Origin of the sequence: Streptomyces monomycini, assembly GCF_022271435.1 — a bacterium.
Taxonomy (GTDB): Bacteria; Actinomycetota; Actinomycetes; order Streptomycetales; family Streptomycetaceae; genus Streptomyces; species Streptomyces monomycini.
The window spans coordinates 1-25992 of sequence record NZ_JAFIQY010000070.1; the positions used below are offsets into that span (position 1 = coordinate 1).

The 25992-nt window shown below is 68.6% G+C and carries 23 protein-coding genes; 13 read left to right on the top strand and 10 right to left on the bottom strand.

The window, feature by feature from the left end:
• The first annotated feature begins 157 nt into the window (after positions 1 to 157).
• The 8 genes from JXZ78_RS39115 (at position 158) to JXZ78_RS39150 (ending at position 10643) form a co-directional block, all read left to right on the top strand.
• Complete coding sequence (locus JXZ78_RS39115) at positions 158 to 415, top strand: hypothetical protein (protein ID WP_030017919.1); 258 nt, start codon at positions 158 to 160, stop codon at positions 413 to 415.
• A gap of 439 nt (positions 416 to 854) precedes the next feature.
• Positions 855 to 2060 carry a methyltransferase, FxLD system gene (fxlM, locus tag JXZ78_RS39120; RefSeq protein ID WP_030017920.1) on the top strand — a complete coding sequence of 402 codons (1206 nt, stop codon included), beginning with the start codon at positions 855 to 857 and terminating at the stop codon, positions 2058 to 2060.
• Positions 2061 to 2125: 65 nt separating this feature from the next.
• Positions 2126 to 2317 carry an FxLD family lanthipeptide gene (locus JXZ78_RS39125; protein ID WP_372498492.1) on the top strand — a complete coding sequence of 64 codons (192 nt, stop codon included), beginning with the start codon at positions 2126 to 2128 and terminating at the stop codon, positions 2315 to 2317.
• A gap of 72 nt (positions 2318 to 2389) precedes the next feature.
• Positions 2390 to 5458: a lantibiotic dehydratase gene (locus JXZ78_RS39130; RefSeq protein ID WP_030017922.1), complete on the top strand. Its 3069-nt coding sequence runs from the start codon at positions 2390 to 2392 to the stop codon at positions 5456 to 5458.
• Positions 5455 to 6690, top strand: a complete 1236-nt coding sequence (locus tag JXZ78_RS39135) for a lanthionine synthetase C family protein (RefSeq protein WP_030017924.1) — start codon at positions 5455 to 5457, stop codon at positions 6688 to 6690. The genes JXZ78_RS39130 and JXZ78_RS39135 overlap by 4 nt, the downstream gene beginning before the upstream one ends.
• A 22-nt stretch (positions 6691 to 6712) precedes the next feature.
• Complete coding sequence (locus JXZ78_RS39140; protein ID WP_030017925.1) at positions 6713 to 7546, top strand: thiopeptide-type bacteriocin biosynthesis protein; 834 nt, start codon at positions 6713 to 6715, stop codon at positions 7544 to 7546.
• Positions 7543 to 8688, top strand: coding sequence for a hypothetical protein (locus JXZ78_RS39145; RefSeq protein WP_033037095.1), 1146 nt, complete (start codon positions 7543 to 7545; stop codon positions 8686 to 8688). Before JXZ78_RS39140 ends, JXZ78_RS39145 begins: the two co-directional genes overlap by 4 nt.
• Positions 8689 to 9311: 623 nt before the next feature.
• Positions 9312 to 10643 carry a lanthionine synthetase LanC family protein gene (locus JXZ78_RS39150; protein WP_030017927.1) on the top strand — a complete coding sequence of 444 codons (1332 nt, stop codon included), beginning with the start codon at positions 9312 to 9314 and terminating at the stop codon, positions 10641 to 10643.
• Positions 10644 to 10723: 80 nt separating this feature from the next.
• On the opposite strand, the gene JXZ78_RS39155 is transcribed toward JXZ78_RS39150, so the two are convergent.
• A complete protein-coding gene (locus JXZ78_RS39155; RefSeq protein ID WP_030017928.1) occupies positions 10724 to 11389 on the bottom strand; it encodes a 2'-5' RNA ligase family protein in 666 nt (221 codons plus the stop codon).
• Positions 11390 to 11415: 26 nt separating this feature from the next.
• A complete protein-coding gene (locus tag JXZ78_RS39160; protein ID WP_030017929.1) occupies positions 11416 to 11739 on the bottom strand; it encodes a hypothetical protein in 324 nt (107 codons plus the stop codon).
• 585 nt (positions 11740 to 12324) lie between these two features.
• On the opposite strand from JXZ78_RS39160, the gene JXZ78_RS39165 reads away from it, so the two are divergent.
• From JXZ78_RS39165 to JXZ78_RS40585, 4 genes are all read left to right on the top strand, one after another.
• Complete coding sequence (locus tag JXZ78_RS39165; protein ID WP_030017930.1) at positions 12325 to 12954, top strand: tyrosine-type recombinase/integrase; 630 nt, start codon at positions 12325 to 12327, stop codon at positions 12952 to 12954.
• Between the two features lie 234 nt (positions 12955 to 13188).
• The gene (locus tag JXZ78_RS39170) at positions 13189 to 13437 is read left to right on the top strand and encodes a helix-turn-helix domain-containing protein (protein WP_050502063.1); all 249 of its coding nucleotides are present in this window, start codon (positions 13189 to 13191) and stop codon (positions 13435 to 13437) included.
• A 171-nt stretch (positions 13438 to 13608) separates the two neighbouring features.
• On the top strand, positions 13609 to 14544 hold the full coding sequence (locus tag JXZ78_RS39175; protein WP_238783696.1) for a tyrosine-type recombinase/integrase: 936 nt from the start codon (positions 13609 to 13611) through the stop codon (positions 14542 to 14544).
• Between the two features lie 584 nt (positions 14545 to 15128).
• The gene (locus tag JXZ78_RS40585; RefSeq protein WP_275128682.1) at positions 15129 to 15254 is read left to right on the top strand and encodes a hypothetical protein; all 126 of its coding nucleotides are present in this window, start codon (positions 15129 to 15131) and stop codon (positions 15252 to 15254) included.
• A 70-nt stretch (positions 15255 to 15324) separates the two neighbouring features.
• On the opposite strand, the gene JXZ78_RS39180 is transcribed toward JXZ78_RS40585, so the two are convergent.
• Positions 15325 to 15873 carry a nuclear transport factor 2 family protein gene (locus tag JXZ78_RS39180; RefSeq protein WP_050502777.1) on the bottom strand — a complete coding sequence of 183 codons (549 nt, stop codon included), beginning with the start codon at positions 15871 to 15873 and terminating at the stop codon, positions 15325 to 15327.
• A gap of 231 nt (positions 15874 to 16104) precedes the next feature.
• Here JXZ78_RS39180 and thrS point away from each other — a divergent pair, with 231 nt between their 5' ends.
• Positions 16105 to 18123: a threonine--tRNA ligase gene (thrS, locus tag JXZ78_RS39185; RefSeq protein WP_033038870.1), complete on the top strand. Its 2019-nt coding sequence runs from the start codon at positions 16105 to 16107 to the stop codon at positions 18121 to 18123.
• A gap of 128 nt (positions 18124 to 18251) precedes the next feature.
• On the opposite strand, the gene JXZ78_RS39190 is transcribed toward thrS, so the two are convergent.
• From JXZ78_RS39190 to JXZ78_RS39220, 7 genes are all read right to left on the bottom strand, one after another.
• Positions 18252 to 19499 (bottom strand): MFS transporter, encoded by a 1248-nt coding sequence (locus JXZ78_RS39190; protein ID WP_030022447.1) that lies wholly within the window; start codon positions 19497 to 19499, stop codon positions 18252 to 18254.
• A 1-nt stretch (position 19500) separates the two neighbouring features.
• Complete coding sequence (locus tag JXZ78_RS39195) at positions 19501 to 20835, bottom strand: preATP grasp domain-containing protein (protein ID WP_050502776.1); 1335 nt, start codon at positions 20833 to 20835, stop codon at positions 19501 to 19503.
• A gap of 53 nt (positions 20836 to 20888) precedes the next feature.
• Positions 20889 to 22238, bottom strand: coding sequence for a hypothetical protein (locus tag JXZ78_RS39200; RefSeq protein ID WP_030022445.1), 1350 nt, complete (start codon positions 22236 to 22238; stop codon positions 20889 to 20891).
• A 58-nt stretch (positions 22239 to 22296) separates the two neighbouring features.
• Positions 22297 to 23355, bottom strand: coding sequence for a radical SAM protein (locus JXZ78_RS39205; RefSeq protein WP_063726135.1), 1059 nt, complete (start codon positions 23353 to 23355; stop codon positions 22297 to 22299).
• 74 nt (positions 23356 to 23429) lie between these two features.
• Positions 23430 to 23864, bottom strand: a complete 435-nt coding sequence (locus tag JXZ78_RS39210; protein ID WP_030022443.1) for a GFA family protein — start codon at positions 23862 to 23864, stop codon at positions 23430 to 23432.
• Between the two features lie 15 nt (positions 23865 to 23879).
• Positions 23880 to 24848 carry a fatty acid desaturase family protein gene (locus JXZ78_RS39215; protein WP_050502775.1) on the bottom strand — a complete coding sequence of 323 codons (969 nt, stop codon included), beginning with the start codon at positions 24846 to 24848 and terminating at the stop codon, positions 23880 to 23882.
• Entirely contained in the window at positions 24845 to 25795 is a 951-nt protein-coding gene (locus JXZ78_RS39220) for a 2OG-Fe dioxygenase family protein (RefSeq protein ID WP_208870200.1), read from the bottom strand. Before JXZ78_RS39220 ends, JXZ78_RS39215 begins: the two co-directional genes overlap by 4 nt.
• Between the last annotated feature and the right edge of the window lie 197 nt (positions 25796 to 25992).

Sequence of the window (25992 nt, forward strand, 5' to 3'; positions counted from 1 at the left end):
TCCGGCGTCACGATGCGCCCGGGGGCCGCTGGGAGGCCGTCGCCCTCCGCGCCGCGCACGGCGCCTCGGCGACCTGGAGCGCCGAGGACTCTTGAGGTCTACCCGGGCTCGGAGCGTCTCGGCGCCCCGCTGCGGGGCTGACGGAAGGTGGTATGGCGTGAGCGGACAGGAGGCGGCCCCCTTCCGGGTCGGCGACCGGGTACGCGGCACCTCCTACGTGTCACCGGAGCGGCGGGGCCGGGACAAGCCGGAGAAGTTCGAAGGCACCGTGGTCCAGCTCGGCAGTGGGTACGCCGGAGTGGATGCGGACCGCGCCTTTCTGTGGGCACGGCTGGCCGACGGGACCGAACGCCAGGCGCTCATCCGCGAAAGCGAGCTTTCCGCGTCGGCCGATGCTTCGTCGGCGGAGCGTTGAGCGCCCGCCACCGTCTGCCGAGGGTACCGATGCCGGACGGTGACGGACGTGTTGTCCGGGTTGCCCTGGTCGCAGCGGTCCTGTTCGGCCTCGACGCTCTCGCCAGCCAGGCCCCGGCCCGTCCCGACCTCCGCGGGTGCCGTCGTCGCCCCCGGCACTACGCCCGCCGAGGGCCCCCAGACGCTGGCCTGCTCACCGAGAAGGACTTCGGTCGGGCCATGCCGCCCGCGCTCGCCCGGGCGGCGCCGCCCGCGCGCTTCGGTGCGGGCTGTATCGCCGTCCCGTCCCGCCCGGAGAGCTACGGCCCGGGCGGGACGGGGGTGATCTCGGTCCTCCCATATGCGGCGTCAACTTGCGTGGTGTTTCTGCCCCGTACGAGTCGGGGCCTGGCTCGTCCAACCGGCCCCGTATTGCGATCACGGATGTCTAGGGTGATGTCATGAGTATGGTCCGAGAAACGGGTGACACGGCGGCCTCGCTCCGCGCGGCCATGGTGAACGAGCTGTACGAGATGGGTGTGTTCCGGTCCGAGGCGGTGGCGAAGGCGTGCTCGGCGGTGCCCCGGCACGTGTTCGCGGCGGATGAGCCGCTGGAATCGGCGTATGCCGCGAACAAGGCGCTGGTGATCAAACGCGACGTGGCCGGACAGGCTCTGAGTTCGCTGTCGGCCACGCACATCCAGGCGGTGATGCTGGAGCAGGCCGAGATCGAGCCAGGGATGCGCGTTCTCGAAGTGGGCTCCGGCGGCTACAACGCCGCCCTCCTCGCTGAACTCGTCGGGGACACCGGCACGGTGGTCTCCGCCGACATCGACGCGGAGATCGTGGAGCGCGCCCGCGCCTGCCTGGACGCGGCAGGTTACGGCCGGGTCCGGGTCGTTTTGGCCGATGCCGACTCCGGCGTGCCCGAGCACACTCCCTACGACCGGATCATCGTGACCGCGGCAGCTTGGGACATCCCGCCGGCGTGGCTGGACCAAGTTTCCGAGCGAGGCAGGATCATCGTCCCTTTGCGCATGCGGGGGATCACCCGGTCGGTCGCGTTCGACCGCGACGGCGCCGGGCTCGTCAGCGTCAGCTACCGGCTGTGCGGCTTCGTGCCGATGCAGGGGAACGGCGCTTACACGGAGCGGCTGCTTCCGCTGGCGGACGGAGTCACCCTTCAGCTCGATGACCAGCGTCAGGAGTTCGACACCGAGGCCCTGGCCGGCGCCGTGCACGGACCGCGTCTGGAGGTCTGGTCCGGTGCCGCGTTCGATCTGCCGGATGAGCTGGAGCTGTTCTTGGTGAGCAGTACGCCTCAGATGGTGATGCTGCACGGGAGCAAGCACCTGGTCGATCAGGGGGTGCTTGGGCTGTCGGTGACGCGTGGTGTTCCCGCTCTGGTGATCGGCAGCAGCTTCGCGTACCGGACCAAGCGGCCGAACGAGGCGACCGGCGGCTTCGAGAGCGGGGTGTTCGCTCATGGGCCCGAGGCGGAAATGGTCGCTGCGCGGTACGTGGAGCTGTTGCGGCGGTGGGCGTTCGAGCACCGGCGGCGCGGCGCCGCCCGCATCCGGTACGTGCCGCTGGCTGAGGGAGAGGCCGAGCCGGCCGTAGGAGTCGTGGTGAAGCGGTTCGGGGTCGTGGAGATCACCTGGTCATAGGCTCCCCGGCCCGGGCGAGCCCCGGGACGGGGCGGTGTGCACCACTCAACTCTGAGGAGGTTGTTGTGTCCGTGCAGTCCGAGGAAGCGGTGGCTATGAGCCCCGCCGCAGCAGAAGGCCAAGAGCAAACCGCCGAGGACTGGGACTTGGACGTCTCGATCGTCGAGTCGGGCCCCGAAGCCGACCGGCTCATCCAGATGACCGATGACGGCTGCGGTCAGACCTGCGAGTCCGCCTGCTCGACGACCTGTCCGTAGGCCGCCGGGTTCTCCAGCCGTGGTGTCCGGCCGCGCAGGTGGCCGGACACCGCACGGCGACAGGGGTGACGGGTGTACGAGTACATCGATGCGGTGGTGCTGCGTGTGACGGCCTGGCCACCAGAACACCGAATCCAGTGGTGGCCCGACCTGACCGGCGAAACCAACGGCCCGGCGTCATGGAGGCCATGGCTGGAGGACGTCTTACGCATTCCCGGCTTCGCTGCTGCTGTGGAGCAGGCCAGCCCGGTGCTGGCACACCGGACCCGGCAGATCTGTCAGGGGCGGCGGCTGCCCGAGCCTGCCGTTCGCAAAGTGGTGGTGGCGCTCCTACGCTACGCGCTGCGTGCCTCGGGCCGGGCCACTCCCTTCGGCCTCTTCGCCGGAGTGGCGCCGGCCCGGCTCGGCACGACGTCGGCCGCCCGCATCGGCACCGGCCACCAGGCCGTCGCCCGACCGGACGCCACCTGGCTTGCCACGGTGGTCGAACGCCTGGAAGCCGACCGGACGCTCCAGCCGCACTTAACGGTCCAGGCTCATCCACTCGCGGTGGAGCGGGACGGCCACGTGGTGCTCGAACACCGCCCCGCGCACAACCCGGACCAAGCCCCGGCACATGTGCACATTCGCCTGACCAAGCCTGTCAAAGCGGCCCTGGAAGCGGCCCGCGCCCCCATCCGCACCGCGGATCTTGCGGCCAAACTGGCCGCCGACTTCCCCCACGTTTCCGCGCCGACCGTCGACCAGCTCCTGGCGGGCTTGATCGCCCAGCGCCTCTTGGTCACGAACCTCCGCCCGGCGACCACGGCGACGGACCCGCTCGCCCACGTGCTGGCCGTCCTCGGCAGCGGGGGCGCCGCTGCGGCGGCCGAGCCAGCGCCCAAGCTGCGCGAGATCGCCCAGGCGCTGGCGCGACACAACACCACCACCGACCCGGTGATCGGGCAGAACGAACGCAACGAGGCCGGCGCGATGATGCGCGGCCTCGCCTCGTTCACCGGACCGGCGCTGTCCGTCGATCTGCGCCTGGAAGCCGAGGTAACGCTCCCTGGCGAGGTCGCGGTCGAGGCCGCGCGGGCGGCCACGGTCCTGATCCGGCTCTCGGGCCGCCCCGTACTCTCCCGGGCCTGGGCGACCTGGCACGGCCGCTTCCTGGAACGCTACGGCCCGCGCGCCGTGGTGCCGCTCCTGGACGTCGTGGACCGCGGCTCGGGGCTGGGCTACCCGGCCGGCTTCCTCGGCGGCCCACCACCCCCGGCTGGCACCGCCGTGAGCGAGCGCGATGCCAAGCTGCTGACGCTCGCGCAGAACGCAGCCCTGCGCCGCCACCGCGAGGTCGAGCTGGACGACGCTCTGGTCGCCGACCTCGCCGAGACCGGCCCGCGGGTAGGTATTCAGCCGACGACGGAACTGACCGTACGCATCGGGGCCCATAGCGTACGGGACCTGGATGCCGGGGAGTTCACGCTGGCGATCGTGGGGGTCTCGCGGTCCGCCGGGACGATGAGCGGCCGCTTCCTGCACCTGCTCGACACGCGCGACCGGGATCGGATGGCGGCGGCGTACACGGTGGCATCCACTGCGATTGAGGGCGCGCTGAAAGTGCAGGTCTGTGCGCCCCCGCTGTATGCGGGCGCCGCGAACGTCGCCCGTAGCCCGCAGGTGCTGCCTGCCGCCCTCCGCCTCGGTGAGTGCCACGACCCAGGCGGCACGGACCTGGTATCTGTCGAGGACATCGCCGTCACCGCGGATGCCCACCGCCTGTACCTGATATCGAGGTCGCGCCGTCGGCCGCTGGAGTTCGTGACCCTGAACGCGGTGGAACCGACCCGCCGCACTCACCCGTTGGTGCGGTTCCTCACCGAAGCCACCAACGCGCTGAGCGTACCGTGCACCACCTTCGACTGGGGAGCGGCCTCCGGCCTGCCGGTCCTGCCCGCACTGCGTTACGGGCGCACGATCTTGTCCCCGGCCCGATGGCGGCTCACCGCCGCCGACCTCGCCGGCCCCGCATCCGGCCGGACGCAGTGGGACCGGTCCCTGGCTTCGTGGCGCGAGCTGACGGCAGCACCGCGCACCGTCCATCTGGGAGAGGGCGACCAGCGCCTTCGCCTGGACCTCGCCGAACCCGCGCACCGAATACTGCTGCGGAACCAGCTGCGGCGCGACGGCTCGGTGCTGCTCCGTGCCGAGACCGCGGCCGACGCAGGCTGGATCGACGAACGCCCCCACGAAGTCGTCATCCCCCTCACCACCACCGGTACCCCGGATAGATCGCCGCACTGGCTGCACGCCGTCCCGGTGGCAGGGCGTGGGCACGGGCGGCAGCCCGGGTGCGACGGGCGGTTCTTCGTCAAGCTCTACACGCACCGCGACCACCACGCCGGCATCCTCACCCGCCATCTGCCGAACCTGCTGAACCGGTTGCGCGGCGAGGCGCGGTGGTGGTTCCTGCCGTACCGCGACCCTGACGATCACCTGCGGCTGCGCCTGAGAGTCGACGACGGCCAGGCCGCTGACGCCGCTGCGGCGATTGGTACGTGGACGCGGCGACTGCGTCAGGCTGGCCTGCTGGCCCGGGTGCAGTGGGACACCGACTTCCCCGAGACCGCCCGTTTCGGAGGCGACCAGGCGTGGGAGGCCGCCGAGGCGTACTTCGCGGCGGACTCCGAGACCGCCGTCGCGCAGCTGGCCGCCTGCGGGACCAAGGACGGGCCCGACCTGCGGGCCCTGACCGCAGCCAGCATGCTCGACCTCACCATCGCCTTGACCGGCCATGCGGATCGCGCCATGCGCTGGCTCATCGACAGCTCCGAGCCGACCGGCACGGCGCCGGACCGCGGGCTGTACGACCAGGCGATCCTCCTGGCCAATCCCCACGACCGCACCGAACTGGCCCGCCGGCCCGGCGGCGAGAAGGTCCTCGCCCGGTGGACCCGGCGGCGCGAAGCGCTGGCCGCCTACCGCCGCGCCCTCACGGGCACGGACACGCTATCGGCGACCGATCTGCTGCCGGAGCTGCTGCACCTGCATCACACCCGCATGGCCGGCCTGGACATCGAGGCCGAACGCCGCTGCGTGCACCTGGCCCGCGCCGCTGCCCTGAGCTGGAAGGCCCGCACGAGGACGGGGATATCGTGAGGCCGATACCGCAGGCTCTGGCCCTGGCCGACGCCCTGGCCGCGCAGCTGTCCGATCCGAACACCGCATGGGCCGCGCAAGCGCCGGGCAAACGGGCGTGGCCGCAGTCGCTGGCGGGCGGCGCCGCGGGCATCGCCCTGCTCCACATCGAGCGCGCCCACTGCGGGCGAGGCGAGTGGAGCACCGTGCACACCTGGCTGGCCTCAGCCACCGCCGACGACCTGACCGCCGCCGCGAACGCCAGCCTTTACATGGGAGCCCCGGCCCTGGCGTTCGCCATGCACGCCGCCGCCCACGGCTCCAGCCGCTACCAACGCGCCCTGAAGAAGCTGGACGACGCCACGGTCACCGTCACCCGCAGGCGCCTGGCCCAGGCCCATGACCGCATCGACCGCGGCGACCCCCCGGCGATGAAGGAGTTCGACGTGATCCGCGGTCTAACCGGGCTGGGCGCCTACCACCTCGGACGACACCCCGACCACCCGATCACCACCGAGGTCCTCGCCTACCTGGTACGCCTGACCACGCTCCGCCCCCAGAAGCAGGGGCTCCCACCGTGGTGGACCGATGTTGCACCCAACGGTGAAGCGAGCCCCGACTACCCCGGCGGCCACGGGAACTTCGGCATGGCCCACGGCATCGGCTCCGTCCTCGCCCTGCTCGCCCTGTCCCTCCTGAACGGCCCGGCCCTCCCCGGTACGCGTGAAGCAGTCGAACGCATCTGCGACTGGACCGACCACTGGCGCCAACACGACCCCACCGGCTCCTGGTGGCCGGGCTTCATCACCCTCAACCAGGTTCGCCGCCAGCAGCTCGACCCGGCGCTGAGGCCGAGGCCCTCGTGGTGCTACGGCATCGCCGGCACCGCCCGCGCCCAGCAACTCGCGGGCCTGGCCCTGGGCGACCGAACCCGTCAGGAGACCGCCGAGCACGCCATGCTCGCCACCCTCCAGGACCCGGACCAGCTCGACATGCTCACCGAGACCGGGCTCTGCCACGGAACCGCCGGGCTGCTCCAGGCCGCCTGGCGCATGGCCACTGACGCGGCCACCCCCGCCCTCGCCGCCGAACTGCCCCGCCTGACCGACCGGCTCACCCAGCAGCTCGCCCGCCTCAACCCGCGTGACCCCGAACTCCTGGACGGCATTGCCGGCACCGCGCTGGCCCTGCACACCCTCGGCACCAACACCGTCCCCCGATCGAACTGGGACGCCTTCCTCCTCCTGGCCTAGACAGAGACGGAGCCGAACCTGCATGAACACCTCCTGGCGGCAGATCAACATCGCCTTCCCCGACTGGGCCACCGCCGAGCACACCGCCCTCACTCACCTCGCCCCGCTCCTGGCCACCACCGAGACCGCCCGCCTCATCGGCCCCTGGTTCTTCGTCCGGAAGGCCCCCCACTGGCGCATCCGCTATCAACCACCCGCCGACCCCACCACAGCCGAGCACCACCTCCTGCGCTCCCTCACTCGCCTCCAGCGTGACCAGCACCTCACCGTCACACCCGTGATCTACGAGCCGGAAACGCACGCCTTCGGCGGGCCGGAGGCCATGACCACCGCCCACCGCCTCTTCCACCTCGACACCCACCACCTGATCGACCACCTCACCCGCCACCCGCACCAGCCGCACCGCCGCGAGCTGTCGATCCTGCTGTGCGCAGCCCTGCTCCGCGCTGCCGGCCTCGACTGGTACGAGCAAGGCGACGTCTGGGCACGCGTGGCCGATCACCGCGACCCTCCCCAGCTCCAATCCGCCCACCGCCTGACGACGATGCGGGACGGCCTGCGCCACCTGATGACCGCCGACATCACCCAGCTCACCCGCGACGGCGCCAGGCTGCCCCTTGCCGCCGCCTGGCCACGCGCCTTCACCACCGCAGGCCACGACCTCGCCGCCCTGGCCGCCGCCGGCCGACTACAACGGGGACTGCGCGCGGTCCTGGCCCACCACGTCATCTTCGCCTTCAACCGGCTCGGCCTCCCGCACGCGACCCAGTCCACCCTCACCACCAACGCCACAGCTGTCGTCTTCGGCCCCGACCCGACCAGCGAGAATCAACCCGCGCAAGGAGCCCCGGCATGAACGACCGGCTCCTGGCCTGGTTCCCGCTCATCCCAAGGCCCCGCCCGCCCGCACTCCCTCTTACAGTCCGGATCCGCCAACTGACGGAACTGGCCGCACAGCCCGCCACCGACGATCTCCACCAGCAGGCCACCCGCGCTGCCGAAATCTGCAACAAGGCGGCCCTCATCGCCTCCGACTGCGCCGTCCCCGACCTCGCCCGCGCCCTGTGCTGGTCCCAGTACGCGGTCTTCGACCAGGCACGCCCGCTACCTCCATGGGCGGTAAAACTCGCTCTCCAGCCGATCCTCAACATCGCCCGGCAGCTCACCCGCGAAGGCCGCGGAAACAGCGCCTACGCCATGCTCGACACCCTCTTCCACGCCGCCCGCACCCAGACCTCCACCGACGTCACCGGCCGAACCGTCAGCCTGCACACGCTCACCAGCTCCGCAGACGCCCACAAAACGGTCTGCACCCTGGTGTGGGCGGCACTCCTCGCTGACGGCACCCGCGCCCTGGCCCAAGCCGGCCGCTGGCGCGAAGCCGCCGAAGCGGCAACCGCCCACCGCGGCGTCGGTACCCGGCTCCTCGACGGCCGACAAATCACCATCGTCGCCCTTGCCCAGAGTGGACGACACGACGAGGCGACCGCCCTGGTCACCGACAGCCGACCCGCCGAGCCCTGGGAAGACGTAGTCCAGAGCCTGCTGCGTGTCCTGTGCCGATATGCCACAGACTGTGTACCGGCGACGCACATCGACGACATGTTCACCAAAGCGCTCGCTCTGCAACCGAAACCCGGCACCACCGTCTTCCGGACCCGGGTCGACATCACCGCGCTGTTCCTGGCAGCACCCCGCCCCAACGCCCAGGTACCCCCACTGCATGCAGACGTCCTCGCCATGGCCCACACCGACGGCTACGCGGCACGGGACGCTCTCACCCAGCCGCAGCTTCGATGCGCGATGACAACCAGCCAGCGCCGAACCCTGACCGGCCTCGTACGCGCCGCAGGACTCGACGCCGGGACCGTACCGGAACCCTTGCGAAGTGACCTGCTGCGGGCGGCGGCGATGGCCCAGAACCAGCTGCGCCTCTGCCTTGAGCGCAGTGTGGTCACCTCGTCGACCACACCTTCTCCTGGACCTCCTCGAGAATGACACGTTGCGCGGATCCGGCAGCGAGTCGCCGTACTTCGGAGCGCAGTGCCTTGAGCCCCGACGAACGTAACCTGCTGCAGATGATCACCGAATCGTCCACGCTGGTCTCGCTGTCCGGCTGCTTTGCCCCTACCCACCGCCGCCGCGCCCGGCAACGGTGTGTGACAAGGACTCGTAGTTGGCAGTGCGGCATCGCGCTGACCAGCGCATGTGCCAAATAGGCGTCCTGGGAGAGGCGCCGAGTTCAGATAGGTAGTTGGCACTTACGTACAGGTAGCGGTCGCGCGCGTACGCAAGTCGAGCCGCTGACCAGCAGACTTACGAGACTGAGGCTCGCTGGCCAACTACCTCTCTTGTGCCAACTACGAATCACCGGCACAGCGCCAGGCAAATCACCGCCACCAGTGCGGCGACCTGCTTGTTGTCCTGCACGAATGCGGGGGTGACGGCCAGGGGCCCTTGAAGTCGCCGTAGCGGTGTTCGACCGTTCCCTGACGGCCTCGAAGCCTGGCTGCGTGATCTGAGGACGGCCGCGCAGGCCGGTACCCGCGACGGCTGGAACTGACGGGCCGGCAGCACCTCACCGGGCAGGCCGGCTCATCCGGCGGTCGTAGCGTGGCCGGGTGAGGAACGGTGAATATCGGGACGTGGCCGAGGCCGCGTGGTCGTGGGTGCTGGACCACGTGTGCGAGGACGAGGGTCCGTGGCTCGTGGAGACGGTGGCGGAGGGCGCTCCGGAAGCCTCGTCACCGGCACAGGACCGCGACTCGCTGTATGCGGGAATCGCCGGCCTGGCCCCGGTGCTGGCCGAGATCGCGCAGTACCGGGAGCTGGGCGTGCCGGAAGCGGCGCTGGCGACCGGCATCGTGACCAGACTGTCGGCACAGGCCGGGCGGCGAACGGAACCCTCGCTGTACGACGGCCTCGCGGGCGACGCGACGGCGCTCAGGCTGCTCGCCCCGGGCGAGGAAGTGGTGGCGCTGCGGCGGCTGGTCGCCCTGGCGACCGGCGACGGATGGAAGACCACGCTCGATTTCGAGCCGGGCTCCGACGCGCCCCTCACCGACGTCATCATGGGGACCGCGGGCGTGGTGATGACGGCGGTCTGGGTGAAGAGCGAGTTCACCGAGGTGATCGCGACGACGGGAGGCGAGGCCCTGCTGCGGGCGGCGGACCGTACGGAAGCGGGCCTCGACTGGGGTATGACACCGGGGGCGGCGTCGAGGGCGCCGAACTACTCGCACGGAACGTCCGGGGTCGCGGCCGCTTTGGCGGTCGCGGGCGCCGCCCTGGACCGCGAGGACTTCGTCGAGGCAGCGGTCGCGGGCGCCCGGCATGTCCTCTCGGTGGGGTCGTTGAAGGATGCGGGCTTCGTCGTCCCGCACACGATCCCGCCGTCGCGCCGGGAGGTGGAACCGGTGACGTACACGTGGTGCCACGGACCGGCGGGCACCTCGCACCTGTTCACCGCGCTGGCGCACGCAGGGGTCACCGAGGTGGCTGGCCACGACGTCGACGAACTGCGGCAGCGCTGTCTGACCTCGATCCTCACCTCGGGTGTGCCGGAACGCCTCCGTCCCGGCTTCTGGGACAACGACGGCCGCTGCTGCGGAACGGCGGGCGTCGGAGACGTCCTGCTGGACGCGGCCCAGGACTGCCGGGCGCCGGAGAGGAGACAGACCCTGCTGCGGGCCGCGCACAGGATGGGTGACGCGTTGGTCGACCGGGTCATCAGGGATAACGCGGGCGCCCGTTGGCGCTTTCTGGAACACCGCAAGGACCCGCCGCTGCTGCCGCCCAGCACGACGTGGATGCAGGGCGCGGCAGGCATCGCGGCCTACCTTCTGCGCCTCGCCCGGTACGGCGAGACCGGCCCCGACACCCCGGTCGTCGACCGCCCGGACCAGTGGTGGGCGGTACCGGCACACCTGCGCAGTACCGGGACGGAATCATGAGCGAGTGACCTCATTCGAGACAAGTAATACATAACGATCTCGGCCCAGGCCCCCATGCCTCGTGTGACGCATGGTCCGCCCTAGCTCCGTTCTCTCAATCCGTGGGATTGTCCGAGCGAGATCGGTGCGGCGACAGGCGCCCAGGTGATGGTCTTCGCCTCCGTGTCGGCGGTGACGTCGACCAGCTCGACGGTGTCGATGTGAAGGGGCGCGTGGCTGGGGCGTACCCGGCGTACCCGTCGATGGATCTGGTGGAAGTGTTCCAGGGTGACCTCGGCGGTGGCGTACGACTCGGTGAGGTGGAGGACGGCGGTGTCATAGGAAGTGGCGTCGGCTCCCAGCACGGCCTCGAAGGCGCGCGTGGTGGCAGCACGCAGAGCATTCAGGGGCTCGTCGGGGCTGAGATCGAAAATGATCCCCGAGCCGTACGGGAGCGCACTGCCCACCGTGACGGTGAAGGGCTCGATGGAGCGCATCTCCGCGGACAGGGCCTCGATGAGCGCATGGCGTTCGGCCTCGGAGACCTCGGCGGCGCCCTTCTGGCTCAGCTGGTACAGGGTGATGTGGAACCACGGGTCGCCGACGTGGGCGAGCGGGTCGTCCTTGGTCGCGGTACGGACACCGCGGATGAGGTCGGCGAGGTCCGGGTAACGCCCGAGGTCAACAACGATATAAGCGTGCAGAAGGGACGGGGTGTCCCCTTCTGCCCATAGGTCTTGCCCCTGCCGGAAGGCGATCGGTTTCATAGACGATCAACCTACCGAGCCGATGATCAGATGATGTCCTCGTAGTCGGGCAGGATTTCCGTCCGGGTCGGAACCCGGAGCTGGATCTCGGCGTCGGCTGGCACCACCTCGACACCGGCGTCGGCGACCGCAGCGGCGACGTCGCGTACGGCCTCGGAGCCCAGCCTCCAGTCGCGGGTCACGTGCCCGGCCGGGCACGTGATCTGCGTGTCGTCGCCCCGCGCGGTCAGGGTCAGTCCGGTGCGGGCATCGCACTCACGGCAGCTCACCTGCACACGGGAGAAGTACCCTGCTTGGCTGTCGATATAGTCCGCCGTGCCTGCGGTCCGCACCTCGTACTGCGCTTCCATCTACGTCCTTCCCTCACGCGTGTCCTGCCCATCCTCATGGTGCGGCACCGGTCTGCGCTACACCCCTTGGGGGACAGATACCCGTAGAACCCCGGATGCGGCCGGTGCCACCCGGACTGAAGGGGAAGCGGCAGCACCGCAGCCCGTCGCCCCGATACGTCGGCCGCACCTCGTTTGACCTGCAGAAACGTCGCGCGCACGACGGCAGGTCGATGGCGCCCCGGCAGGACTCGAACCTGCGGCCAAGTGCTTTGAAGGCACCTGCCCGATCCCTCGGCGCCAACGGGCGAACCTGCCGACGGGGAGCTTTGTGACGCTGCAGCCGTGGTGATTCGCCGACGGCAGACACATCGAGTCGGCAACGGACTGGAACAGGGCGGCGAAGCAAGCAAACCTAGAACAGTCCGGAGAAGCGCGGTAATGGCCTGCTGTTTTTGCGTGCACCTAAGCGTTGGGTAGGCGGGGCAACATAGCCGACGATCGCCGGTTAGCCAAACCGGTGATTCCGCGGATCATTGAATCTGTCGCGCGGTTCTCCGTGTGGCTCATTGAGATATTCCGCCGAGGAGTTCGGAGTTCATAGCTGTGCCTGCCGACGTCATGGACGAAGAATGGCTGCTTTCCGCAGAGCAGATTTGTTCGTTGCTCAAGGCGATCCGTGGAAACATGGGTGGCCATCACTCGGTGTACCCCTTCATGCGCACCGTCGCCGACCTGGCTCTGCGTCCGAGTGAGGCTCACGTTCTGCGAGTGAGTGACGTGGTTCTCTCGGAGGGCGGCGAGGCAAGCTTGACGGCCCGCCATAAGGGGGCTGAGCGGAAGGTTCCCCTTCAGTCGCAGATCGTTGAGTTCCTGCGCGAGTGGATCAACGAGGCCGGTCTCCAGGAAGGTGAACTGCTGTTTCCGGGCGTGCATGACCGCCCGCTCATGGCTTCCACGTACATGCGGATCTGGGAGCAGGCTCAGGAAGCCGCTCTACCGCGCGACGAGCTGTATACGTGGCGCCTGGGGGAGCCTGTCACCATTCTTCTGGAGTCCTGCCTGGTGATGTGGCTGAAGATGGGCATCTCACCGGTCACGGTTGCCGAGTGGGCTGGCGTGAGCCCGAAGTGGCTTGCGCTGCGTTACCCGTACTGCTTCCGCACGGAGGAGGCCGAAGCCGGCTCGGAGCACCTGACGAAGGCGACAGCGCTCCCAGGCTCGCTATCCTCGTGATTCCCGGCCTGGGCTCTGGCTGACGGCCAGAGCCCAGCCGCCACTGAGCTCATCTCTTTCTGCGCCGGTGGTTCTCACTCCAATGCGACGTCACGTGATCAATGTCGGCCTGGTCGATGACGCGGCGGAGCGCGGTCAACTGCTCATGACGGGGCTAGTTGACCGTCTTGGACCGCCGGTGGCCCAGCTGCCGACTCGCTGGGCGCCCATTAACTTCGCCTCGAGGTCTCCTTCATGCCTGCACGTTTGCTGTCCGTCCCCGCCGTCGCCGCGGCCCTGGACGTCGACCGCCGCACCGTCTATCGCTTCATCGCAGCCGGCGATCTGCCTGTCATCGACCTCCGTACCGGACCAGGCCGGTCCCGTGTACGGATCCCGGCAGCCGGTCTCGATGAGTTCATCAGCCGCCGCACCGTCGCACAGCCGACCGCCCGCCGCTGCCCCCGGTCCTCGCTGCCTCCGTCATCACCGAACAAGGAGTAGAACCTGTACCTCCGCAAGCTGAAGTCCGGCAAGTGGCAGGCGACCGTACGCAACCGGGCCGGAGACCGGTTCAGCGAAACCTTTCCCCTCAAGGCGCAGGCGCGCGCCTGGGGCACCGAGACGGAGACTCAGTTCGCCCGCGGCGCCCTACGCGATCCCCGGGTCAGTGCTATGTCATTCCGCGACTGGCACGACCGCTGGTGGAACGCCCGCATCGTCGAACCCACCACCCTGCGCGGCGACGCCTACAGCATCAAGAACCATGTGCTTCCCTACTGGTCCGGCTGGGAGATGCGGGCCATCACCCGCATGGACATCCAAAGCTGGATCCGCACCATGGTCGAGAAAGGCACGGGAGCCGCCGCGATCCAGCGGGCCTACAACCTGACGTCGTCCATCATGCGCGCGGCTGTCGACGACGATGTGCTGGCGGTGAGCCCGTGCCGCAGAATCGATCTTCCTGCGGTCGCGGTCAAGCCGCCCCAGTGGTTCACGTTCGACCAGGCGCAGAGCATCCTCGACGAACTTCCCGCCGCCTGGCGGACGATGTGCCTGCTCGGCTTCTACACCGGCCTGCGCTGGGGCGAGCTTTCCGGCCTGCACCGCCACCGCATCGACGAGCGCCGCTCACGGCTGTTCGTGGTGGAGGTCAACACCAAAAGCGGCATCAAGGAGTACCCCAAGAGCTCCAAGAGCCGTCGGGAAGTCCCGCTGCCGCCCCACGTCCTGGAGGCCCTCGCACGTTTCATCCACCGCCTCGACCGTGACGCGCTGGTGTTCACCACCATCACCAAGGGCCGTGCTGGACGTCGCCTCGACGACGGCAACTGGCGACGCCAGACCTGGTGGCCGGCCGTCGGCAACGCCTACTACTTCGACACCGACGGCGAACAGCAACCCGTCCCGCTCTACCCGCCGCACTCCATGCGCCACACCTGTGCCTCGTGGCTGGTCCAGCAGGGCGTCTCCCTCTACGAGGTCCAGCACCTCCTCGGCCACGAGAGCTTCCAGACCACCCAGCGCTACGCGCACCTGCAGCCGGATGCGCACAAGGCCGTCCTCAGTGCCTGGCAGCGCCTGGAAGCGCCACTGACCATCGCCGCATAAGCGTTTCTCCGTCCCGTCCAGTCCCGGCCCCCGGCCCCGCACCCGCACCCGCGGGCGGGGCGGGGCGGAGACAGGCGTACTCGCGCCCGTAGGAGCGGCGAGTAGACGCCCGCTCGTGGGGTCTCCTCGTGCCTGGCCCAGCTCGCCACCGGCAGCCCCTGGGGCACCTGCACCCCCGCCCTCGGCTCCACGCCCAGCATCGCCTCCAAGGCTCTGACCCGCCTCGGCCCCAGTCTGCAGTTGGCCGCGCCGTGACCCGGCTTCGAAGGCCCCACCGGCCAGATCGCCGACCGCCCGGAGGCCGACCCGCCCCGACTGTACCAACTACGGCCGACGCAGCCGCGCCTTGGCCACCTGGGCCGCGCCCAGCCGAGCATGGCCTTATGACGCCGGGCTCGCGTGTTGCGGCTGGCGTATTCCTCGTTGCGGTTGGTTAGCCCACCGACCGTACCCGCGGCACCCGGCAACTCGTCTGCGGCGCCGCGGCCAAGACAGGCGACGGCAGGGCCCACTTCACCCACCCCGCCGCCTGGCAGGACTTCACCCGGCACGGGTTCATGGTGCTGAAGGCGGGGGCCGGCGCGATGACGATCGACGCGTACGTGGTCGACATCGCCACGAAGAAGGCCCGGCTCGCCCACCGGACACGGACCACTCGGCCGGTGGCTGCGGGGGCCGGGGTACCGGCGGGAGCCTGGGGTCTGTTGTGAAAGTACTGTTCACAGCCACTCGTTGAGGACCGCGACCAGCACGGTCGCCTCGTAGCGGACCGCGAGCTTGTCATACCTCGTGGCTACAGCCCAGCGGCGCTTGAGGCGGTTGCGGACGCGGTCCGTCGGGGCCGGGATCCGCGGTCTCGGGCATGCCACCCGCTGCCCACACCTCCTCGTGTAGGTGCGCTATGCGCCACGCGCCAGCGCTCCGGCGCAGTACCGCCGTGTTGCGTACCAGTTCCGGCTGCAGCGCAGTTCCGTCGGGCGCGGGGGCGTAGTCGACGCGCAGCCAGTAGCCCACCACAGCCATGTGGCCAGAAACATCGATCACAGGGTCGTGAACGTCGTACGCCATCACTTCCGGGCCCCCACCGCCAGCGGTGCGCTCGGCGCGGAGGCGATCGAGGTCCTTCCTGCCGAGCAGCATCGCCTCCGACTCCGAGTGCCACATCGTGGCGTCCGGGTCCAGCAGTATGTCGAGCTCGCCCGTAGCCCCGGTGCCATGCGCCGCGTACAGGCCGGTGATGACCGACCAGACGGCTTCGGCGTCTTTCTGGCCTGAACAGGACAGGCCGGAAGAGGACGGGGGAGGGCTGCACTGAGCAGATGCGGACATGGGTGACCTCCGGGCGGCAACAGGGGGCGGGGAGGGAAGTGCCTGGTCAGGGACCATCGGCACGTGCGCGTTGCGACCTTAACCCGTCTTCGGCAGACGGGAAATGGGATGGTCGGCGCCCCTCCTCGCCCCCGGCTTCGGCGTGGGTAGCATCGCCGGGAAACATCCATTGTGTTCGAGGAGCTTTCCGTGGCACAGTCAAAGGCTGACCAGTCCATTATCCCACCGAGTGTGACGGTGCCGGCCGGCACCACCGCCGGTGCCACGCTCCGCAACGCGGGAATTCTTCCGAAGGGAGCCAACGCCGTCATCGTCGTACGAGACGGTGAGGGACAGCTGCGCGACCTGTCGTGGGCTCCGGAGGCGGACGCCGAGGTTGAGCTTGTCACCGCAGACAGCGCGGATGGCCGCAGTGTCATCCGGCACTCGTGCGCCCATGTGCTGGCCCAGGCGGTGCAGCAGGAGTTCCCCGAGGCGAAGCTGGGCATCGGTCCTCCGACCAAGGACGGGTTCTACTACGACTTCCAGGTCGACCGCCCGTTTACCCCCGAGGACCTGGTGGCGCTCGAGAAGCGCATGAAGCAGATCATCAAGGGCTCGCAGCGTTTCTCCCGCCGTGTCGTCGAGTCCGTGGAGGCAGCGAAGGCCGAGCTCGTTGCCGAGCCGTTCAAGCTGGAGCTGGTCGACCTGAAGAGCGGCGTCGAGGACGCCGAGGTGATGGAGGTCGGCGGTGGTGAGCTGACCATTTACGACAACGTCGACCCCCGCAGCGGCGAGACGGTGTGGGGCGACTTGTGCCGGGGTCCGCACGCGCCGACCACCAAGCACATTCCGGCGTTCAAGCTGATGCGTACGGCGGCCGCCTACTGGCGCGGCGACCAGAACAACCAGCAGCTGCAGCGCATTTACGGCACCGCCTGGGAGTCGCAGGAGGCTCTCGACGCCCATCTGGAGCTGCTTGCCGAGGCCGAGCGCCGCGACCACCGCAAGCTGGGTACCGAGCTTGACCTCTTCTCCTTCCCGGACGAAATCGGTTCCGGCCTTGCGGTGTTCCACCCCAAGGGCGGCATCGTCCGGATGGAGATGGAGAACTACTCTCGCAAGCGCCACATCGCCGCCGGTTACTCCTTCGTCAACTCACCGCACATTGCCAAGGGCAACCTGTTCCAGACCTCCGGGCACCTGGACTGGTACCGGGACGGCATGTACCCGTCCATGCACCTTGACGAAGAGCTCGACGCCGACGGCAACGTGCGTAAGCCCGGCCAGGACTACTACCTCAAGCCGATGAACTGCCCGTTCCACGACTTGATCTTCCGCTCGCGCGGCCGGTCGTACCGTGAACTACCGCTGCGCATGTTCGAGTTCGGCTCGGTGTACCGATATGAGAAGTCCGGCACGATCCACGGCTTGACCCGGGTGCGCGGCCTCACCCAGGATGACGCCCACATCTTCTGCACCGAAGACCAGGTGCAGGGTGAGCTGAAGTCGCTGCTGGACTTCGTCCTCGGCCTGCTGCGGGACTTCGGCTTGGACGACTTCTACCTGGAGTTGTCGACCCGCAACGACGAGAAGTACGTCGGGTCCGACGAGATCTGGGAGAAGGCCACCGAGTCGCTGCGCGCCGCCGCCGAGGAGTCCGGGCTGGAGCTGGTGCCCGACCCGGGCGGCGCCGCCTTCTACGGGCCGAAGATCTCCGTACAGGCCCGGGACGCGCTCGGCCGCACCTGGCAGATGTCTACCATCCAGCTGGACTTCAACCTTCCGAACGCCTTCGACCTGGAGTACTCCGCGGCCGATGGCACGCGGCAGCGTCCGGTGATGATCCACCGGGTGCTGTTCGGATCCCTGGAGCGGTTTTTCGGCGTTCTCACGGAGCACTATGCGGGTGCCTTCCCGGCGTGGCTGTCACCCGCCCAGGTGGTCGGCATCCCGATCTCCGACGAGCAGATCCCGCACCTGCGCGAGGTCGAGCAGGCGCTGCGGCTCAAGGGGCTGCGCGCCGAGCTCGACGTCTCGGACGACCGGATGCAGAAGAAGATCCGCAACCACACCACGCAGAAGGTTCCGTTCATGCTCCTGGCGGGTGCGAAGGATGTGGAGGCCGGGGCGGTGTCCTTCCGGTTCCGCGACGGCAGCCAGCTCAACGGCGTATCGGTGGACAAGGCCGTGCAGGCCATTGCCGACTGGGTCGAGCGGCGCGAGAACACCTCGCCGACCGCAGAGCTGTTCGCCGGGCTGCAGAGCTGAGGGGGCAGGGGGCTTTGCCCGGCCCGCACGGACGGCAAGCCCCTCTGCCGCGCGTGCTTGTATAGCTGGGGCCCGTATCGCATCCGCGATACGGGCCCCAGCTATACAAGACGGGTCCAGTTGGCCTCTTATGGCACCGACTCGGCAGCGCCGGACTTCTGCGCCGCTATCCCCGGCCGTTCCTGCGCGGGCACGACTAGTTGACGCACACCCGGCACCGCAACCGTCCCCACGCAGGCGCTGCCGACCAGCAGCGCTGCCACTGCCAGTGTGGGCCCGCTGCCCCATGCCTCGCCGGCCACAGGGGCGAGGATGTAGCCGAGCGGCATCGCGCCCAAGGACACCAGCCAGTCGTATGAGATGACGCGGGCCAGAGCATGCTCGGGGACAGCGTTCTGCACCGTGGTCTCCCACACCGGGCCGAGAAAGCCGAGCCCGGCCATGGCGACCCCGTACGCCCCGATGACGACCGGCGCGGGTGCGGGGACGGCCAGCACCGCCAGCGGAAGGGCATAGAGTCCGGCGGCAAGGTTGCCCGCCACGACGGGGCGGCGCAGCCGGGCGCGGCCCGCGAGCAGTGCGCCCACCAGGACACCGATGGAGCCGCTCTGCAGCACGGCGACCCAGACGCCCTCGCCGCCCAGCGAGCGGACGGCGATCGTGGGGCCGAGGACCATGAGCACGGCGGCCGTGAGGTTCCAGATGCCGTGCGCGATGAGGCTGGTCCAGTACCAGTCACGGCTGCGTACTTCGGACCAGCCCTCCATGATGTCGGCGCGAAACGAGCGCTTCGGCAGCGGAACGTGGGGCACGTTGACCGTGAGCAGGAGAACCGCGCTGGCTCCGAACGTCGCCGCGTCCAGGACGAATGCCCAGCCCGGCCCCGCCGCCCAGATCAACAGTCCGGCGATGGCGGGCCCGCCCAAGCGGGCCACGCTGCCGGCCGTGCCGAGCAGTGAGTTTGCGCGCTGCCGGTTCTCCGCGGTGACCGTACCGCTCACCAGCGGGGACAGCGCGGGCGTGGCGAACGCCGATGCGGCACCGCCGACCACCTCCGCGGCCGCGATGATGCCGATCGACGGTTCTCCGCCCAGGAGTTGCAGGCCCACGAGGCACTGCATGGCGCAGCGGATCAAATCGGTGACTAAGGCGACGGTACGGGAGTTGAGGCGGTCGGCGATAACGCCTCCGACTGGAAGCAGGAGGAGCTTGGGGACCATCGCGCACCCGAGGACGAGGGCGAGGGACGACACCGATCCGGTCGCGCGCAGCAGGGCGAGCGCGAGAGCAGCCGGGATCACCGAGTCACCGAGGAGCGAGAGTGAGCGCCCAAGGAAGACTCGGAGGAAGGCGCGTTGCCGCAGTGGACTCACCATGTCAGGCCCCGCCCGTCACAGCGTCGATGGGCTTCAGGGCCTCCAGCAGCCGCGCCTCGATCTCCCGTGCGCGATCCCGTGTCGTGCCGACGACCAGGCACTCCATGTTGTTGATCAACAGGGGGTCGCAGGCCAGGACGATAACGCCTTCCAGCGTCTCGCGGCTAAACCGGAGGCCGTGCTCGTCCAGGAGCCGAAGGACCGTGTCCAGCGGGGCCGGCGGCACGTCGCGCAGGGTGGAGGCCACATGGTGGTCGGCGTAGCCGCTTCCGATCAACCGCTCGCAGATGCTGTGCGCGACCAGGCCGCCTCCCCAGCGGGCGTTGATCTCGTTGAACACCAGCTCGCCTGTCTCGGTGGTGATGGCGTCGATGTTGATGTGCCCCTGATGGCCGATCTGCGCGATGAGCGTCACCAGTCGCCGGGACTCGGTCAGCGCCTGAGCCGAGAGCCCGGGAGGCAGCGCGGCCGGGAGGTCGAGACCGACCCAGACGAGCTCCGTTGCCGCCGGGTCCCCGTCCGGGCGCACGCGGATCTCCCCGCTGTTGAGGAAGACGGGAGCGCCGCTCTCGTCGATCACGTACTCCAGATAGAACTGCTGCGTGGAGGCGTGGTAGCTCTCCACCACGAGACCGTGGCTCGACTCGTCGGCCAGGGTGCCCCAGACCTCGGCGGACAGTGCGGAAAGGTCCTCACCGACGGCGCGGGTCTCGCGCGAGCCGGGCAGCGGGGCCACCTCGCCGGTGGTGAGGGTGAGGTTGCCGAGACCGCCTGCCCCATCGTCCTGCTTCACGATGACCGTGCCGGTGCGCGGCAGGTGCTGCTCGATCGCCCGGGCCAGCTCGCGGGGGGTGCGCACGACGGACCCTTCGGGCAGCGGCAGGCCCGCGCCGGCAGCCAGCTGCCGGAAATGAGTCTTCCGGTTCAGCAGGTCGGAGCCTCGCTGCAGGGCAAAGCCGAGGCCGGCCCGGGGGGCGGTGCCGAGGAGCGACGCCAGCTCGGCTACGCCCTGAGTCCAGAAGCACGGCATCAGCCGCCAATCGGAGCCAGTACCCGTCAACTCCCGCAGTTCCTTGAGGAAACCGCCGGAGAGCAGCAGCTCGTCGGTGACGATACGCTCCCGGCTCAGCACTGTTACGGTGGCAGCGTCGAACCCCAGCGTCCCGCCCAGGTACCGCAGGAAGTCGTCGTCGATGGCCACCGGGCTGATAAGGATGTCCCCTTGCTCGGCGAACCAGGCGTGGCGCCAGCCCGATCTTGTGATCGGGTGGGTGCTCGAAGCGCGGTCGCCGAGCGCGTGTTCCGTACCCACGTTCAGAATGATGATCTTCGGCATGTGTGAGGTCGCTCTTCTCGTGTGATTCGGTGGGGCGGCGGGCCGAGGGGCGATCAGCCCTCTTCGGGCGCGAAGAGGTCGGCCGTCGGCAAGGGTGAGCAACCAGACTTGTCCCAGCCGACATTCAGCATGCGGGCGCGCAGCAGCGGGGGCCGTTCGGTCTGTATCAGCACCAGGTCGGGATCGATCTCGCGCAGAAGCCTGCCCTGCATCGCGTACGTCGCGAACTTGCGCACGATGATGCCGGCAAGGGCCTCGGCATCGGGTTCCGGCAGCCCGTCGTAGTAGGAGCCGGGCCCCCACAGACCGCGCATGATGGCCGCTTCCGCATCGAGGTCGCGCTGGTCGAAGTACGCGAACGGAGCTTCCAGTACGCAGGCGTACACCTCCTGGCATCCCGTGGAGGGCGCCATCGCGGACAGCCGCTGCACGGTGAGGGACTTGCCGCTGAAGACCCGGGGATGCGTGCTGCCCCGCGGCCCTGGAATCTCCTCGGTCAGGTAGTCCGCGACCGCGTCGATGAGCGCTTCCCTGCGCGCGTCCAGCGCGAGGCGGTCAAGGCGAGCCGGGACAGGGATCCCGGACCACAGGTAGTCGTCCTCGTCCGTGTCGCCGATGAGGGCCAACAGTTCGACCTCGACCCCGGCGCATTCCAGACCGCGGAAGAGCTCTCGCAGCCGTCCTGCGAGGCGACTCAGCACGCTGCCGTGCATATGGTCGAGCAGGTAGAGCTCCGGACGCTCTCCATTGATCTGGGTGAAATCGACGGGCGGGCACACGAAGAGGGCCAGCCGGACCCTCCCCTCCCTGTCGACGCTCCGCAGGAGGCTCTCGGTGCGTTCTGCTGTGGGGGACATGTGTGAGGCGTCCCACGCCGCGAGTACGAGCATCGCGGCTGCCGTCCGCTCGTAGGTTGCGGGGCACAGTCCAGGGTGCCCGTCAGCCAGGACCTCCGCGAGAGTGGCGACGGGCTCACGCCGGGCGACGAATTCCTCGATGGCGTCGCGCAGCCGGCGCGAGACCTTCTTGAGACGCTTGCCGCTCACGGGCAGGCGGACCGACTGGTCGCCGTTGAAGACCGCGGCCAAGAATGAGTCGAGGTAAGTGCTCAGCAGGAAGTGCGCGTGTTCCAGCACCAGTCGCGGCTCGACCGGGACGGGCGGCAGAGCTGCCGGGGAGCCGGGGGCCGTCGGCAGTACGGCGTTGATGGCCTCACGGGCCTCGTCGACGCGCAGGTCCAGCTGGGTGCGGGCGGCGGCCAGGGCGTCACCGATGCCCTGGATCCGGGGGACGTCCCGGCCTGGACGGGGCGGACCGGGCGGGGTCCGTGGGCGAGAGGTCTGCTCCTCGCTGGAGCGCTGCTCGCCGACGAGAGAGTCGCAGAATGCCGTCTCAGTGATCATCTCTGCGCGCTTCCTTCCCCTGTCCTGCCGGAGAACGTGGCTTCCCCTGATGTCCGCCTCACGCTGCATCACTCCGCCGTGCGATGCGCAGCTTGTCTGCCGCGGACCCGTAGCGCCGGTCAAGCAGTCGCGTGACGCGCGCCCAGTCGTCAAGGCTGCGGATGGAGTTTCGCTGCTGCGAGACGAAGGGGTCGTTGCGCCAGTCGAGCGCTCGGGCCCACAGGACGTCGAGCGGCTCTTCGAGGACACTGCCCACCTTGGCCTCGTAATTGGTGACCGCCCGGAGCTGTCCGCTCGCCTCGATGTGCGCGATGGTCTCCCCTTCGACACTGAGCGGGGATGTCGGGAGGAACAGTCGCGCATCGGTCACGGAGACATGGGCGTGGCTGCGCGCGTACGAGGCGAGGTCGGCCTCCGATTCGCTCAGCTCTACCAGCTGTTCGTCGCTGAGCAGCTCACGCGACGCGAACTTTTCTTCCTGCGCGAGTCCTTCGGGGATCACGGCGCCGAAGGTGATGTAGTCCACCTCGGGGAAGCGCGTGGAGATCTCCTCGACGAACCGCTCCTTGCCCTCCCAACCGCTGCGGGTGACCGTGTATTCGACGCCCAGCCGGTAGCAGCTCTCACCACGCTCCCTGAGCTCCTGCTTCTTGCGATTCAGATGCTCAAGGGAGGCCATGGATTTCTGGAAGGACCCGGCGCGCCCGCGGATCAGATCGTGGACCTCGTCCCCGGCGCCGTCCACGCTGACCGCGACACCCGTCACGGAGCTGGAGAGCCTGCGGGCGATCGCCTCGTTCATCAGCCATCCGCTGGTGAAGATCGTGGTGGGCACTCCGGCCGCAGTGAGACGCCGGGTCGCCTTCTCCCACCACGGAGCGAGCAGGGGTTCGCCGCCGCCGATCGAGAGACGCTTCGGTTTGGCACTGATGATGACGTCAGCGACCTTGAGGGCGTCGTCGCGGTGCAGCATGCTCGACGGGCGCCGGCCGGACTCGGAGAGACAGTGCAGACAGCGCAGGGGGCATGCATAGGTCAAGTCCCACACGAAGCGCTCGATGGGCGTCGTGTCAGGCGTCTGCTGTGCCGGTATGCCGGGTGAGTTCAGGGTTTCCATGGCTTCTCGCAAAATCTTTATTCATCGAATACGGGCGGAGTGCAGTCGTACGGGCCAGTGGGCCGGTGTACGCACTATTCGGTCAGGACGTGCTTTCCGGCGGCGATGCTCTCTTCCCAGTTCTGCCCGTCGAATTCGACATAGTCGATCTTTTCGGAGAGGGCGAGGTTGAGGCAGCGGGCATTGACGCTGAAGAACCCGGTCGGATGCGAGCGCGGCCGGTAGAACGGCATGATCCCGCAGACGGAACAGAAGGTGTGGTCGGCGATCTTGTTGCCGAACCGGTAGGGCTTGAGGAACTCCTGCCCCTGGTGCAGCTGGAACCGCTCCTCCGGGATCATCAGTTCCTGATGACCCGACATGAAGCAGATTCCGCAGTTGCACAAGGTGACAGTGAGGTGGCGACTGGCGGCGGCCGAGAATTTCACTCCACCGCAATGACATTGACCGTGGTACCAGACTCGCTCGAGGGAGTCGGAATCGGCGGTGGCAGGCGCCTTTTCAGACATGGAGTTTATTCCTGTTCAGTTGCGAATCAGCTTGGCACGCGCTTCTTCGGCTGCCGCAGGCGCGTTCAGCGGTGTCTGGTCCCCCGTACCGATGGCCTTCACGAGTTTGACGTGGAACCCCAGATAGGACCGTTCCTGTATCGGGTGCGGAACGGGCATGGCTTTGTGTAGCCGGTGCAGATTGAGGGTGGCGACGGCCGGGTAACGGTGATGTTCCGCGTGATAGTTGGCATTCCACAGCAGGAACCGGGACAGCGGGTTCGAACGCACGGTGCGCGTGTTCCGCGTGACCTCCGGGGATCCGAAGAGTCCGTAGTGCTCCGGCAGAGCGAGGAAGATGATCGCCGGGCCCGAGAAGTAGAGCGGTAGCCAGTACGCGAAGATGAGTTCGCGAGGGAAGAAGATGGTCAGGGTGACCACCAGCGCGAGCCAGCCGATGATGGCCAGGTCGTCCCGCCGCGCCTCGTTGCGGCGTTCATCCGTATTGACGCTCGCTGGGAACTTGCCCCGCGACGGCTCCAGAAGGCCCGAGAGGGTGTGACGCCAGAGCGGGATCCCGGACAGCGCGTAGAGGTAGGCCGTCACGGTGGTGTAGGTCCGGTGTGACTCGGTGTCCCCCTCCACGGCCGTGAAGCGGTGATGGGTCAGGTGCTGGTAGCGGTAAACGCTGAAGTTCACCAGCAGGGGCGTGGCCCATACCGCGCCCATGGCACGATTGCCTCGCTTGGAGTGCAGGTGCGAGCGGTGCAGGCAATCGTGGGCGGCGTTCAGAAAGCCGGCCAGGATCATCCCCAGGATCACCGAGCTCAGAATGGCTGCCCCGTACCCGAATCCGAAGCGCAGGGAGACGGCCACCCCGGCTGCGTAGGCGGCAAGGATGAGGAGGGTGCGCACCATGACGCGCCGTCGGCTTGCCGTGGCCAACTGCCGCAATACCTCCTTGTCGAGGCGTTGTTCGCTCTGCGCGGGCACCGTTTCACTCATCGCGCCATGCCTCCGCCGTTGGCGGCACCGGCCCCGACCAACACCTTCTTCTCTGCCGGCGAGGGCAGCTCAACTGCCATGGGGAGCCCCTCATGCGGTTTGAGGGAGTCGTACGGGTGCGAGATGTGCCCTTCGAGGACCGGCTTGCGGGTGAAGAAGATCAGCATGTCCCGCGTGGCGGGCATCCGCTTGTCGACGGCCGAGACGGGAGACAGGCTGTGCTTCCGCTCGTGGTCGACCACGATCAGGGTGTCCAGGAAGTGGCGGTGCTGGCGCTGCCCCAGAAGCAGCTCGGGGTCCGTCTCGTTCCACCGGGTGGCGTTCTTCTCCCGCATGTCGTGGAGGAAGGTCACGGCGCTGTCGGCCGTCATGTTCTCGCTGCCGAGGAACGTGGTCATCGTGTGGTCCACACCGTCGGAGTGGACGCCCTCCAGCGCCGGTTCTCCCTGGAGATCGGGGGTGCTGACCGTCCTGAGGTTGAACAGAGTGCATATCCAGGCCGGGTTGTCATAGTCCAACTTCGGCCGGTGCACGGTGCTCATCCCCCGGAACACCAGTGACTTGAAGACGAGAAGCGCCTTGAGAGCGGAGTTCAGCTGCAGGTCGTCGCCGATCTCCTCGAAGACCCGAATCTGGCCGGAGTCGTGTCGCACAAAATCCTCCTCCGCCGAGAGGGCGAAGGGCTGGAACTCAAGGCGATAGAGGCGGGAGTTGTCGAAGTCGAAACAGAATCGTCCGTTCTTCGACTTTCGGAAGGGCAGGGTCGGATCCTTGGGTAGATCATCGCTCACCAGCTTGATCTTCTCCAGGTCCCAGGCCGTGGCCCCAAGCGCCCTAAGGAGCCGGACCATTCGGGCGCCTTCGACGAAGACCGAGCGCTCTCTGACGTAGCGCGCCCTGATCTCCATGATTTCCGACATGGCTTCGCTGAATGTGGAGTCGTTCATCGGGTCAACCTTTGACGAGCTGAGTGATTGATGGTCCGTGCAGTCCGGAGATCGCGCTCCGATGCGGTTGCCGGCTCGTTTACTGCCAGCCGGTGGTGGGGGCGGGGGCCTGCCAGCCGGTGGTGTGCTGGATGGTGGGGGCCGGGGCCTGCCAGCCGGTGGTGGTGGGGGCGGCAACGGTGGTGGTGTCGGCGGTC

Coding starts and splice junctions, on each gene's coding strand:
- JXZ78_RS39210 (WP_030022443.1), bottom strand. CDS start 23,864: ATGTCTGAAAAGGCGCCTGCCACCGCCGATTCCGACTCCCTCGAGCGA.
- JXZ78_RS40585 (WP_275128682.1), top strand. CDS start 15,129: ATGACGATCGACGCGTACGTGGTCGACATCGCCACGAAGAAGGCCCGG.
- JXZ78_RS39200 (WP_030022445.1), bottom strand. CDS start 22,238: ATGATCACTGAGACGGCATTCTGCGACTCTCTCGTCGGCGAGCAGCGC.
- JXZ78_RS39180 (WP_050502777.1), bottom strand. CDS start 15,873: ATGTCCGCATCTGCTCAGTGCAGCCCTCCCCCGTCCTCTTCCGGCCTG.
- JXZ78_RS39220 (WP_208870200.1), bottom strand. CDS start 25,795: ATGAACGACTCCACATTCAGCGAAGCCATGTCGGAAATCATGGAGATC.
- JXZ78_RS39215 (WP_050502775.1), bottom strand. CDS start 24,848: ATGAGTGAAACGGTGCCCGCGCAGAGCGAACAACGCCTCGACAAGGAG.
- JXZ78_RS39170 (WP_050502063.1), top strand. CDS start 13,189: ATGCCTGCACGTTTGCTGTCCGTCCCCGCCGTCGCCGCGGCCCTGGAC.
- JXZ78_RS39155 (WP_030017928.1), bottom strand. CDS start 11,389: ATGAAACCGATCGCCTTCCGGCAGGGGCAAGACCTATGGGCAGAAGGG.
- fxlM (WP_030017920.1), top strand. CDS start 855: ATGAGTATGGTCCGAGAAACGGGTGACACGGCGGCCTCGCTCCGCGCG.
- JXZ78_RS39205 (WP_063726135.1), bottom strand. CDS start 23,355: ATGGAAACCCTGAACTCACCCGGCATACCGGCACAGCAGACGCCTGAC.
- JXZ78_RS39190 (WP_030022447.1), bottom strand. CDS start 19,499: ATGGTGAGTCCACTGCGGCAACGCGCCTTCCTCCGAGTCTTCCTTGGG.
- JXZ78_RS39145 (WP_033037095.1), top strand. CDS start 7,543: ATGAACGACCGGCTCCTGGCCTGGTTCCCGCTCATCCCAAGGCCCCGC.
- JXZ78_RS39195 (WP_050502776.1), bottom strand. CDS start 20,835: ATGCCGAAGATCATCATTCTGAACGTGGGTACGGAACACGCGCTCGGC.
- JXZ78_RS39175 (WP_238783696.1), top strand. CDS start 13,609: ATGTCATTCCGCGACTGGCACGACCGCTGGTGGAACGCCCGCATCGTC.
- JXZ78_RS39140 (WP_030017925.1), top strand. CDS start 6,713: ATGAACACCTCCTGGCGGCAGATCAACATCGCCTTCCCCGACTGGGCC.
- JXZ78_RS39160 (WP_030017929.1), bottom strand. CDS start 11,739: ATGGAAGCGCAGTACGAGGTGCGGACCGCAGGCACGGCGGACTATATC.